Below are 12,115 nucleotides of genomic sequence, written 5' to 3' on the forward strand. Positions count from 1 at the left end.
TGAACTGCACCCTAATTGTTAGACACCATCTAACAATTGGAGGTGTGGTTTTTTTATGGCCAAATATACCATAGAACAGAAAATAGATGCTGTACTCCGTTATCAAAATGGACACGAAGGTGTGGGAACGGTTGCCAAATCCATTGGTGTAAATCATGAGGTTGTCCGGATGTGGATCAAGCAATTTGAATATCACGGAATCAAAGCTTTTGAAAAAAGCTATACAACCTATTCACTACAGTTTAAACTGGACGTAATTAAATATATGCTCGATCATGGGCTGTCTCCTAATGAAGCTGCTGTTATATTTGGTATTTCGTCACCCGCCCTTATTAGAAAATGGCGTGGNNNNGAACTAAATAACCAAGGAGTAGATGCCCTGAAACCGAAGAAAAAGGGGCGTCCAGCCATGAATAATAAAGGAAAAAATAAAAAAAACACGGCTGAAGGATCTGTAGAGGCTCTTCAGGCAGAGGTAGAGCGTTTACGCATGGAGAACGCTTATTTAAAAAAGTTGAATGCCTTAGTTCAAAACAAGGAAAAGTCACCAAAAAAGACAAAGCGCAAGCCATATATGAACTAAGGCATGAGTTCCCGGTAAAGGCCTTGCTGGAGTTGGCGGAAATTCCACGCAGCACGTACTATTATTGGGTAAAGAATTTCGGACGGCCGGACAAAGATGCAGAGTTAAAAAAGTTGATACAATCCATCTACGATGAGCATCAGGGCCGTTATGGCTACCGCCGTATTCGTGATGAGCTATGGAACCGAGGACATAAGGTAAACCATAAAAAGGTCCAGCGCCTCATGAAAGAGTTGGGCTTAAAAAGCCTTGTTCGCATGAAGAAATATCGTTCTTATAAAGGAAAAGTAGGCAAGATTGCACCAAATATTCTAGACCGGAAATTTGAAGCTGAAAGGCCGAATCAGAAATGGGTAACGGATATCACGGAGTTTAAATTGTTTGGAAAGAAACTCTATCTTTCTCCTATACTGGATTTATACAATGGAGAAATCATCACTTATACCATAGGCTCCAGGCCTACGTATTCACTCGTTTCAGAGATGTTGGAAAAATCATTTAAACGGATATCCGAGGGAGACAAACTCCTCATCCATTCAGATCAGGGCTGGCACTATCAGATGACCCAATATCAACACACCTTAAAAGAGAAAAAAATCACACAGAGCATGTCACGCAAAGGCAACTGTTATGATAATGCAGTGATTGAAAACTTTTTTGGTATTATGAAATCAGAATTCCTATATCTCAATGAATTTGAGAGTGTAGAGCACTTTCAACAGGAATTGGACAAGTATATCCATTACTATAACCACAAACGCATAAAGGCAAAATTAAAAGGCCTGAGCCCGGTTGAATACCGAGTTCAGACCTTGAAAGTTGCTTAANTATGAAATCAGAATTCCTATATCTCAATGAATTTGAGAGTGTAGAGCACTTTCAACAGGAATTGGACAAGTATATCCATTACTATAACCACAAACGCATAAAGGCAAAATTAAAAGGCCTGAGCCCGGTTGAATACCGAGTTCAGACCTTGAAAGTTGCTTAATAAAAAATATGTCTAACTTTTCGGGGTCACTTCAATCGTTACCACCTGCTTTTAATGAATGGCTGTATTTGACAACTCCCATTAATCACTAACCCTTTGAATATGAATATCCTTCAGAAATTCCCTGACAACATGGCTGGCCATGATCAGCCCTGCTGTGGAAGGGACGAAAGCATTCGATGAAGGTGGCATTTTCGCTTTCCGAATATCAGAATCTTGTTTTCCGACTTCTTCAACCACATCTTCCCTGACAACAATCGGGCTTTCGTCTGAGAACACGACAGGAACTCCTTTTTTGATCCCTTCTTTTCTTAATCTTGTCCTTATCACTTTAGCAATTGGATCCGTATGCGTTTTAAATATATCTCTAATCATGAATCTCGTAGGGTCCATCTTGTTTGCGGCACCCATACTTGAAATCATCGGTATATCCCTTTTCAGACATTCTTTTATCAGATGAATCTTGTATGAAATCGTATCTGAAGCGTCTACCACAAAATCCAGATCATGTGAGAAAAACTCCTCATATGTCTCTTCCGTGTAAAACATCTTTAATGCAACAACTTCGCATTCAGGATTAATATCTTTAATTCTTTCTTTCATCAATTCAGCTTTTGGCTGTCCAACTGTCGACAATAAGGCTATGATTTGTCTGTTGACGTTCGTAATATCCACAACATCCTTGTCAACGAGCACCAATTTGCCGACTCCGGACCTTGCCAGTGCCTCAGCGGCAAACGTACCGACTCCGCCAATCCCAAGTACAGCCACTGTGCTGTTTTTCAATATATCCAACCCTTTTTTTCCTATTGCCAATTCATTGCGTGAAAACTGATGCAGCATAAAATCAACTCCAGATTTAAATGAATACTGGACTAAGAGTAATTTAAAAAAAACCAGTTTGCAAGTAAAAAAGCAAAAGCGCCTGTTCATCGACGTGCAGGCTGATCTAAAATGCGAAAGCGCCATGCCTAGCGCAGGCAATTAAGGTGATTCCCGAGGAGGAAGTAATTCAATTACATCATGTGAAACTTCTTTAAATTTGCTACTTGCAGCTCTGCGACAAGGTAGCATAATTCGACAACAGCGTTGGAGCTAGGGTCAGCATAATCCGATAATTAAGTTATCCACATTTATAGGCGTTTTGTAATTTCATCATTAAAAAAGCAATCTGCCTAAACAGATTGCTTTTTTAATGATGAAAAGTCCCGATTGTGCCGTCATTAAGATCCTTTGTTTTGAACCCGCTCTCGGCAGGTGGGTGCTCTGCTCCGAATCTCAAGCGTCCTTTAACCAAAGGCATGCCATCGATTTGGAAACTCCAAGCTCCCGTAGTTAAAACTTGTCGGTCAAAACGATAAGGTATTTAGACGAACACATCAGGACTTTTCTTATTGATTAAATACTATCACAGGCACAAAAATATATCAATTGAAAACATCCTGGGAATTTCCCTCAGCGGGAGAGTCTCGAAAATTAGTCTTAAAGAAAAGCAAGGCGCTTAGGCGACAACACAAAACGGATCTTGATGAGAGAGCTTTTCAGCCACCACTGAAAAGCGGCTGATTCAATCATATTGTAAGAATTCCCTCGGAATTTGCGTCATGCGATTTGCTATGATTTTCTCTTAGCTTCCTCGAATATGCTGTGCCGCAGGAACACAATCTTCCTGAATAAACTTTGCATGACTTGGGCTCCAGCGGGACCATGACTTCCTGTCCGTAGCTGGGCATAACGTACTCTAGTTTGAATAAAAAACTGATTTTAAGCATTCTTAAACGTAATAAAATTTTAATCCATACCGGGACATAAATTAGCAAGATCTATAGAACGATATAAAAAAAGGAGAACCTTTTCACGGTTCGCCTTTCATAATTCTGTATATTTGGTCCCTTTAAATAACACTTGTCTTCTGAGCATTAGTGTCATTGACATCTTGGTCATTGACAAGATTGAGCGGAACATTCATGATCGAGAAGTCGCCGTTTTCTTCCCCCAAACCATAGTTTTGTTTATTGTTCAGAAAAACATCAAAACGCGCAGAAGGTGCCATGTTTACAGATGCATTTCGATCCATTGTATTCACTTTAAAGGCTAATAAGTTTATGACAACAGGTCCAAACACCAGCATCTCACCCTTTCCCCCTCATCTTTGGCAACGCATTAAAGGTGGCTGGGGAATCCACCAAATCCCGATCATCTATAAAGCTTTGCGGGCCTAAAAAGGCGCTGTCATCTCCAAAATTCTGCCCAAAACCTTGCGTTTTCTTATCGGAATTATTCCAATTAGCCAACAAGTTTTGACCTATATTAACGGCAGAAGCGTTCTCAAACGAATTTATCTTTAACATATATATATTTATATTAATAGGTGCCCCCCTCATGCATTGACCCTCCCTCCCTTAAGTGAATATATTACAAAACCTTACCTTTTATGAGGTAAAAGCAAAAGAACCCGCACCCTCTAGAAGTGTCAAGAATCGGAGTAATGAATGGATCCCCGTGTTAATACATATATAAAAGGAAAATGAAAATCTTCTTGGTGCTGACTTTTAAAGCACTATGAACTAGGAAAGTCCGGTATGCTTGAACAGTGGTTCAGTCAAGTCCTCCATTTACCAACAACTTGTGCAACTTATCCTATTCCTGTCCAAGTGAAAAGACATATGTTTGGAGGTAGGAATAATGGACCTGGAAAAACTAAAACAGTGGATGGAAATGGCGCAAAAATACCAAAACGGAAACTTTTGGGATGCCATTTTTGACCAATTTATGGATACGCCGGAGCAAAATCCTCAAAAATATCCAATGGGATCAAAGGCAAGCAGACCTTCGACCAAATTCCCGTTAGCGGATATTTATTTAACGGACACACAAATCATGGTCATCATTGAATTACCAGGTCTTCAGAAAGAAGAGGTTCAGCTTTCGCTCTCAGGAACTAAGCTGCTTGTCAAAGGGATTAGTAACAAACCGAGTGTTTCAGGATCTCCGATTCTAACTGAACGGCATTATGGAGAATTTGAGAGGGTCATTGAGCTGCCTGAAGCTGCTGAACATAAGGATGTACAAGCTAAATTTGTGAGCGGCCTCCTGTTTGTGACATACAAGAGAAGATATACCCGACACGAGAATATACCCATCCTGTAGATTTACTTTTTCAGGACATTGTTATCGATGAAATCAGAATCCTCTACGACCGAAACAGGATAGTTTTGAATGACTCCATCGCCACTTTGCTCGCCAAAACCTTCATTTCGATGGTTGCAGACATGGTTTCCATGCGAATTTGTACTGCCTAAGGTAACGGAAGATCTCCTGTCCATTGTCCGAATGTGCAAACCATGTAAATTAATGGTCGTTTTTGCTTTCATTTTGAACATCCCCTTTCATTTTTGGACAACACTCTTTTAAACAATAAAGGTGTGAATTAATGATGCCTATAAAAGGTTTATTCAACCGAAATGAAAATAATGATGAGGAAATACAGAACCTTACAAAAAGGGTACAGACACTTGAACAACAAGTGAAAAAAATAAATGCAATGGATATACAGATGAAAAGGCTTCTAAAGATGGAGAGTAAGTTGAAGAAAGAAACCTTATCCTCCCAATCTGACTATAATGAACGGAAAGGAAGTCCCAAAAGATCCGATAAGGCTAAAACCGGAAATCAAAAATCATATATTGTGGAGGAAGAGCACTTTTTATTGCAATTGTCAAAGTTTATTTCACAAACGCTGGCCCCCTTTAAGATCAAAGTAGACAGTTTGGAACAGCGAATAGCTATTATGGAAGATCATTTTGCCATGATAAAAGAAATTGTGGTAGAAAACAGGCAACAAACGAAAGAACTCATGGAAGAGTTGGACAAGGTAAAGAAGAATCCCGCCTCGAAAAGCGCACAGCCTATCGTTATACGGGAAATAAAAGTTGATAAAGTTTTATTGGATAAGTACGAACAAAATAATAACTTTGGTTCCTTGGGGATTAAGGCTTTGAGCGGACAGCTAAATATTGGAGCAACATACGGAAACAGTACACTTCCCGCTGAAATAGCTGAAGATTTAAAAGCTGATTTCAATAGCTTCAAAAAAGAAAATGAAGATAACGACTTGGAGAATACTGGGGAGGAGTCTAGTGTAGATGCCAGTGAAGAATCAAGTTGGGAATCTAGTGTGGAACCCGATGAGAGGGTTACTGAACACCAAAACACTGGAGAACACAACCAAGTGATTGATGATGATAATGATGACTTTACAGAGATTTCCATTGAATAAAGGAAAGTAGGCCGACCTCTATAAATGCCGGCCCTGCTTTCACTTTATATTTGTAGCCCATATTAAAAAATAATCTGTTGGCGGCTTGAAGTGGATTAACGTGCAGAAACAAGGCGCCTAGCGTTTTTACTTAAGATTTCTATTATTTGTTACCTTCACCTTGCAGATGAAGTTCCTTTAATTGTTTGCTATCCACTTCATCAGGAGCTTTCATGAGAATATCGCTGGCACTAGCTGTTTTCGGAAATGCAATTGTATCCCTGAGACTGGATCTGCCGGCGAGGATCATGACCATTCTATCCAGGCCAAGCGCAATCCCTCCATGAGGTGGGGTCCCGTACTCAAAGGCCTCAAGTAAAAAGCCGAATTTCTCCTGTGCCTCTTCTGCTGAAAATCCTAGGGCTTTGAACATTTTCTCTTGGACTTCCCTTTCAAAGATCCTCAATGAACCTCCGCCAAGTTCATATCCATTCAAGACGAGGTCGTAAGCCTGCGCCCTTACATTTTCCGGTTTAGTTTCAAGCAGCTCAACATCTTCCCTGACAGGCATCGTAAACGGATGATGAGCCGCAGTATACCGTCCTTCTTCCTCATCATATTCAAGCAGGGGCCAGTCAACTACCCAAAGGAAGTTAAATTTGTTTTCATCGATGAGCCCAAGCTCTTTGCCCAACTTTAATCTTAGGGCATTCAGCGAGTCTGCCACTACACTCTTTTTATCTGCCACATAAAGGATCAAATCGCCAACCTCTGCCTGCACCAAAGTAGTGATCTGCTTTACTTCGTCTTCATCAAAGAATTTGGCAATCGGCCCTTTGATGCCATCCTCTTCGACTTTCATCCAGGCAAGCCCTTTTGCTCCATAAATGGCAGCATATTCGCCAAGTGCATCAATGTCTTTTCTGGAATACTTGTCTGCAGCCTGTCTTACAACGATAGCTTTCACCTGTCCGCCTGATTCGACTGCCCCCGCAAAAACCTTAAAGCTTGAGCTTTTTACGATTTCGGACACATCCTGAAGCTCCATTTCAAAGCGTGTATCAGGCTTGTCGGATCCAAAACGGGACATTGCTTCATCGTATGACATAACCGGGAATGGGGATGGGACATCCAAGCCCTTCACGTCTTTCATGACTTTCACCATCATTTTTTCAACCATGGACATGATTTCCTGCTGGTTCATGAAGCTAGTTTCAATATCCACCTGGGTAAACTCCGGCTGCCGGTCCGCACGTAAATCTTCATCTCTGAAGCAACGTGCAATTTGGTAATACTTATCAAAGCCACTGACCATCAACATTTGTTTAAAAAGCTGCGGCGACTGTGGCAATGCATAGAATTCTCCCGGATGAACACGGCTTGGGACAAGGTAGTCTCTGGCACCTTCCGGAGTACTCTTTGTCAACATCGGTGTTTCAATGTCAAGGTAGCCTTCGTCGTCCAAATAATTTCTGATTGTCTTTGTAACATCGTGGCGCATTTTGAAGACTTCAAACATTTCCGGACGGCGTAAATCCAGGTAGCGGTACTTCAGCCGGATATCTTCGGCAGCTTCAGTATTGTCTTCAATCATGAACGGAGGTGTCTTGGCTTTGTTGATAATTGTCACTTCATTGACAATCACTTCAATCGTTCCTGTTTTAATTTTTGTGTTGAATGTCGACTCATCCCGTTTGATTACTTCTCCCTTTACATCGATCACAAACTCATTCCTGATTGTTTCAGCAATTTCCAACGCTTCTTTCGATACTTCCGGATTAAAAACGATTTGCACGACTCCCGTACGGTCACGAAGGTCGATAAAAATCAGCCCGCCCAAGTCACGGCGTCTTTGAACCCAACCTTTTAGAACAACCGATTCCCCGATTGCACTTTCTGTAATCTCTCCACAATAATATGTTCTTCCATACATGAGCAAACTCTCCTTATCCTTCTCTTTTTAAAAATGAAACAATATTTTCCAACGGGACATCTTTCTGTTCTCCCGTTTGCAGATCTTTGATAACAGCAAGACCTTTTTCCAACTCGTCTTCGCCTATAATAAGAACATGCTGGGCATGAAGTCGCTCGGCTGCTTTAAACTGTGCTTTCATCTTACGCCCCATGTAATCCTTCTCTGCCGAAAATCCTTCTCTACGGAGCTGCTGCAATAAAGGCATCGAATAGTCCATCGCTTCATCGCCAAGTGCAATAATATAACAGTCAACTGCCTCTTCGTGAGGAAGCTCCACCCCTTCTGCGTCAAGAGCACTTAAAAGGCGCTCGATACTAAGGGCAAACCCGATTCCAGGCTGGTCAGGGCCGCCAACGTCCTGCACTAGGCCATTATATCTTCCGCCTCCGCATAAAGTTGTAATGGCACCAAAGCCTTCTGCCTCACTCATGATTTCAAAGGCAGTATGGTTATAGTAATCCAAGCCTCTTACAAGTGTAGGATCAACCACAAAATCAATCTGCATGTCTGTCAGATGCTTTTTCACCTTCTCAAAATAGCTGCGTGATTCATCATTCAAATAATCAAGGATTGACGGTGCAGTTTTCATCAATTCGTGATCGCGATCCTTCTTGCAATCAAGGATTCTTAAAGGATTCGTCTCAAGCCGTTGCTGACAATCTCCGCAGAATTCCCCGATACTTGGCTTGAAGTGGGCGATCAAAGCATCCCTGTGTGCCTTTCTGCTAGAACTGTCGCCCAGGCTATTGATGACCAGGCGAAGCTTTTTCAAACCAAGCTCCCTGTATAGCTCCATCGCAAGTGAAATGACTTCCGCATCGATGGACGGATCATCGCTTCCGATTGCTTCTATGCCAAATTGAACAAACTGGCGGTATCGTCCGGCCTGCGGGCGTTCATAGCGGAACATCGGTCCGAAATAATACAGCTTGACAGGCTGGACCGCTTGTCCATACATTTTGTTTTCCGCATAAGAACGGACAACTGCAGCCGTGCCTTCCGGACGGAGTGTCAAACTGCGCCCGCCCCTGTCTTCAAACGTATACATCTCTTTTTGAACAATATCAGTCGTATCCCCGACGCTGCGTTGAAACAGTTCTGTTTGTTCAAAAATTGGAGTCCTTATTTCTTTATATTGAAATTTGCCGCATATTTCTTTAGCTTTTTTCTCAATAAACTGCCATTTTTCAACCACACCAGGAAGAATATCCTGAGTACCTCTTGGTATTTGAATGTTGGACAACCTCATATCCCCTTTCACAGTCATTAATTTAAAACAAAAATACTCCCAGTCTCTTGTTTCGAAAAACAAGGGACGAGAGTATTTCCCGCGGTGCCACCCTTTTTAAAAGCAATTTTGCACTTTCACTTTTTCACGTAACGCGTGTTAGCGTCCTTCTCCTACTAAGCTAGAGCCGTTCGAAGCGGAATCCTAAGGAGTGTCTTTCATTGAGGCAATTTGCGGAAATATTTTCAGCCTGGATATTTCCTCTCTGATCAAATCGTTCCCAACTACTTTCTCCCTCACCGGATGAATCATCTATTTTTCTCTATATTATCATACGAATGTATACAGATTTTGTCAATGTTTAACCACGCTCAAGGCCTCTTTTCAAAAATTGGATATTTGTATTATCCAAGCCCGCCTCATGCATAGATTGAACAGATATTTCTCCAGTCTCACTTTCAAGCACGTTCTGCAGATTGAGTCCTTCTGTGTTTGGCAAAGCCGCGCCTGCGTATCGGCCTTTTTCATTGATCCTCATTAAATATCCTCCCGGAATTGATATTCCATTATTATTTCCTTAGATTGAAAAATTATAACAACAAAAGCGCAAGCGCCTTACTTAGCCCCGACAAGCACAAGATGATTCCCGAGGAGGCAGTTCTTCAGCCAAGTGGCTGCTTCCATCACATCCTGTGAAACTTCTTTGAGGATGCTTCATGCAGCTTTGCGACGAGTAGAACAAAGACTTCCTTGAATATGGTTTGGCGGAGAAGCACACTCTTCCTTACAGGCTTGTGACCTCTAGGGGCTGGGCGCTGGAGCTAAACGTAGCATAATGTAATAGCACAAGATTTGTTAAGCGCACAAGCTAGCTTCCTTCCCACACGTGCTGGATATCCCATCTTAATTTAAATGGACAAGAAAAACATTAAGCACTTTTTTATTTCATTTCATCATGCGATAATGATAACCATGAGAGAAAGGCGGTATGGACGTGGGGAAAAAAGAGCTTTTGGTGATTCTTGCACTAATTTTTATCATTATCGGATGCAGCAAGGATCCGTCGTCCAATACTGCAGAGTCAGGAAGCGCCACAGTTACAGGTGAAGTGGTCAATGTCAGAGAAAAACCAGGTACTTCCTATTCAATCATTACCCAAATAAAAAAAGGGGAAACTTACCCTATCATAAAAGAAAAGAACGACTGGTATGAAGTCGAACTCCCCTCGGGCAAAACCGGATGGATTGCCGGATGGCTCGCATCCAAAGATTCAAATAGTGAACCATCGATAGAGGGTACAATCACTGTTCATAACCTGAACGTCCGGTCCGAACCGAGTACGGAAAGTGATATTCTCGGTAAACTTGACATAGACTCGAAAGTGAAAATAGTGGAAGAAAGCAACGGATGGAGCAAGATCCTTTTTGACTCGGAGACAGCATGGGTCAGCAGCCAATACGTTGATAAAAAAGCAGCTTCTCAAGATAGGAAAAATAATGATCAGGTCAACATCATGATTCTTCATGATAATTCAAACATAAGAAAAAAACCCGACATTAAATCTAATATCGTTGGACAGGCTTTTGCCGGAGAAGTATATGAGATCATTGATCAAAAGAATGACTGGATTCGAGTCAGGACAGAAAAAGGGAAAAAAGGGTACATAGCCAGCTGGGTCGTTTCTATGACTGACAGGCCTGCCGGCATCAGAAAAACCGGAAAGGGAATTTCAGGCAAACTCATTGTCATTGACGCGGGACACGGGGGTAACGATCAGGGGGCAGCAGGAGCTAATGGGGCGCTTGAGAAGGACTTGACAATGAAAACGGCCAAGCTGCTTGAAAAAAAACTAAAGAAAACCGGGGCGATTGTCATGATGACTAGGACCGGCGATAAATACGTCCCCCTTTATAACCGGACAAACACAGCTGCCGAGAATGGAGCAGATGCTTTCATCAGTCTGCACTACGATAGCATCGACGATGCCTCCGCCTCAGGCTATACGACATATTATTACTATTCTTATGAAAAACGTTTGGCCGACACAGTACACAGCCATTTATCCAAATCAATCAAACTGAAAGACCGGGGAACTCAATTCGGGAATTATTATGTCTTGAGAGAAAACACCCAGCCGGCCGTATTGCTTGAACTTGGATATTTGAGCAACATTGATGAAGAAAAGACTATTAAAAGAAATAAATATAGAGAAAAAGTTACCGACGCAATTGTCAAAGGGCTGGAAGATTATTTTGAGCGATGACTGGAATGCCATACTTCTGACTCGCTATTCGGGATTCCTCTTGACCGAGTGAGAAATTTTCTCGTTGTTACTGTAACTTGGAGCCACTCTTAGTGACCAAGCTAGTGATTTTCCATTACTGCAGTAACTTAATCTACTGTTTAGTGACAGAGTAATGGATTATTGTGCAAATACCCTTACTTCATAGAAAAAACGACTAACCATCAATTGTTGCTTTTCATAAAAAATCTGTCACCGATACAGGCTCCCATTATTGATAGCACCTGCATAATGCCTTTCATTTTAAAAGGAGGGCGTCCAGAAAATCAGTTTAAATTGATTTTCTGGACGCCCTCCTATTTTTCTACCAAATATTTAGTACATTTCTATTTATCGTTCCAGTACAAGGGTGACAGGCCCGTCATTAATTAGATCGACTTCCATCATGGCACCGAAAACGCCTGTCTCTACTTTCACACCCTTCTCCCGAAGCATTTCATTAAATTGTTCATAGAACAGGTTGGCGGCGTCGGGTGCCGCTGCATCAATAAAGCTCGGACGCCTACCTTTATTACAGTCAGCATAAAGAGTGAACTGGGAGACTGACAGGATTTCGCCATCCACGTCCTTTAATGATAGGTTCATCTTGCCCTCTGCATCTTCAAAAACACGAAGGTTCACGATTTTATCCGCCAGCCACTCGGCTTCATTTTTCGTGTCATCATGAGTGATACCCACCAGCAAAACAAAGCCTTTGCCGATTGCCCCTGTCACTTTACCTGCTGCCGTTACCTTAGCCTGTTTACATCTCTGAAGCACAATTTTCACGTTTATATGC

At 41.8% G+C, this 12,115-nt stretch carries 12 protein-coding genes, 1 other RNA gene, 2 pseudogenes and 1 other annotated feature; of the genes and pseudogenes, 6 read left to right on the forward strand and 9 right to left on the reverse strand.

Features of this window, described 5'->3' with window-relative positions; translation table 11 throughout:
- Nucleotides 1-55 precede the first annotated feature (55 nt).
- From D4T97_RS20715 to D4T97_RS04290, 3 genes and pseudogenes are all read left to right on the forward strand, one after another.
- The coding region (locus D4T97_RS20715) for a transposase (RefSeq protein WP_235872153.1) at nucleotides 56-348 on the forward strand (293 nt) is incomplete at its 3' end.
- A gap of 4 nt (nucleotides 349-352) precedes the next feature.
- A pseudogene (locus D4T97_RS04285) lies at nucleotides 353-1,410 on the forward strand (IS3 family transposase); the annotation flags it as partial.
- 2 nt (nucleotides 1,411-1,412) lie between these two features.
- Nucleotides 1,413-1,574 (forward strand): annotated as a pseudogene (locus D4T97_RS04290) (IS3 family transposase); the annotation flags it as partial.
- Nucleotides 1,575-1,655: 81 nt separating this feature from the next.
- Here D4T97_RS04290 and D4T97_RS04295 read toward each other — a convergent pair.
- From D4T97_RS04295 to D4T97_RS04310, 4 genes are all read right to left on the reverse strand, one after another.
- A complete protein-coding gene (locus D4T97_RS04295) occupies nucleotides 1,656-2,417 on the reverse strand; it encodes a tRNA threonylcarbamoyladenosine dehydratase (RefSeq protein ID WP_126048102.1) in 762 nt (253 codons plus the stop codon).
- A gap of 358 nt (nucleotides 2,418-2,775) precedes the next feature.
- Nucleotides 2,776-2,963, reverse strand: a non-coding RNA gene (ssrS, locus tag D4T97_RS04300) — 6S RNA.
- Between the two features lie 505 nt (nucleotides 2,964-3,468).
- The gene (locus D4T97_RS04305; RefSeq protein ID WP_235872154.1) at nucleotides 3,469-3,705 is read right to left on the reverse strand and encodes a hypothetical protein; all 237 of its coding nucleotides are present in this window, start codon (nucleotides 3,703-3,705) and stop codon (nucleotides 3,469-3,471) included.
- Between the two features lies 1 nt (nucleotide 3,706).
- Nucleotides 3,707-3,958 carry a hypothetical protein gene (locus tag D4T97_RS04310; RefSeq protein ID WP_126048104.1) on the reverse strand — a complete coding sequence of 84 codons (252 nt, stop codon included), beginning with the start codon at nucleotides 3,956-3,958 and terminating at the stop codon, nucleotides 3,707-3,709.
- Between the two features lie 301 nt (nucleotides 3,959-4,259).
- Between D4T97_RS04310 and D4T97_RS04315 the strand changes: the two genes are divergently transcribed.
- Nucleotides 4,260-4,724 carry an Hsp20/alpha crystallin family protein gene (locus D4T97_RS04315; protein WP_126048106.1) on the forward strand — a complete coding sequence of 155 codons (465 nt, stop codon included), beginning with the start codon at nucleotides 4,260-4,262 and terminating at the stop codon, nucleotides 4,722-4,724.
- A gap of 2 nt (nucleotides 4,725-4,726) precedes the next feature.
- Here the strand turns inward: D4T97_RS04315 and D4T97_RS04320 are convergent, their stop codons facing one another.
- Nucleotides 4,727-4,948: a hypothetical protein gene (locus tag D4T97_RS04320; RefSeq protein WP_126048108.1), complete on the reverse strand. Its 222-nt coding sequence runs from the start codon at nucleotides 4,946-4,948 to the stop codon at nucleotides 4,727-4,729.
- A 59-nt stretch (nucleotides 4,949-5,007) separates the two neighbouring features.
- On the opposite strand from D4T97_RS04320, the gene D4T97_RS04325 reads away from it, so the two are divergent.
- Complete coding sequence (locus tag D4T97_RS04325) at nucleotides 5,008-5,853, forward strand: hypothetical protein (RefSeq protein ID WP_126048110.1); 846 nt, start codon at nucleotides 5,008-5,010, stop codon at nucleotides 5,851-5,853.
- A 142-nt stretch (nucleotides 5,854-5,995) separates the two neighbouring features.
- Here the strand turns inward: D4T97_RS04325 and aspS are convergent, their stop codons facing one another.
- The 3 genes from aspS to D4T97_RS20400 all read right to left on the reverse strand — a co-directional run bounded on the left by aspS (nucleotide 5,996) and on the right by D4T97_RS20400 (nucleotide 9,573).
- Nucleotides 5,996-7,765, reverse strand: a complete 1,770-nt coding sequence (gene aspS / locus D4T97_RS04330; RefSeq protein WP_126048112.1) for an aspartate--tRNA ligase — start codon at nucleotides 7,763-7,765, stop codon at nucleotides 5,996-5,998.
- Between the two features lie 13 nt (nucleotides 7,766-7,778).
- Entirely contained in the window at nucleotides 7,779-9,050 is a 1,272-nt protein-coding gene (gene hisS / locus D4T97_RS04335; RefSeq protein ID WP_235872155.1) for a histidine--tRNA ligase, read from the reverse strand.
- Between the two features lie 65 nt (nucleotides 9,051-9,115).
- Nucleotides 9,116-9,344 (reverse strand) — a binding site (T-box leader).
- Nucleotides 9,345-9,396: 52 nt separating this feature from the next.
- A complete protein-coding gene (locus D4T97_RS20400; protein ID WP_164525465.1) occupies nucleotides 9,397-9,573 on the reverse strand; it encodes a hypothetical protein in 177 nt (58 codons plus the stop codon).
- Between the two features lie 456 nt (nucleotides 9,574-10,029).
- Here D4T97_RS20400 and D4T97_RS04340 point away from each other — a divergent pair, with 456 nt between their 5' ends.
- Nucleotides 10,030-11,298, forward strand: coding sequence for an N-acetylmuramoyl-L-alanine amidase (locus D4T97_RS04340; RefSeq protein WP_164525466.1), 1,269 nt, complete (start codon nucleotides 10,030-10,032; stop codon nucleotides 11,296-11,298).
- A gap of 369 nt (nucleotides 11,299-11,667) precedes the next feature.
- Here D4T97_RS04340 and dtd read toward each other — a convergent pair whose 3' ends face one another.
- Complete coding sequence (gene dtd, locus D4T97_RS04345) at nucleotides 11,668-12,105, reverse strand: D-aminoacyl-tRNA deacylase (protein ID WP_126048116.1); 438 nt, start codon at nucleotides 12,103-12,105, stop codon at nucleotides 11,668-11,670.
- Nucleotides 12,106-12,115 lie beyond the last annotated feature (10 nt).

Origin of the sequence: Siminovitchia acidinfaciens, assembly GCF_003605385.1 — a bacterium.
GTDB lineage: Bacteria > Bacillota > Bacilli > Bacillales > Bacillaceae_C > Siminovitchia > Siminovitchia acidinfaciens.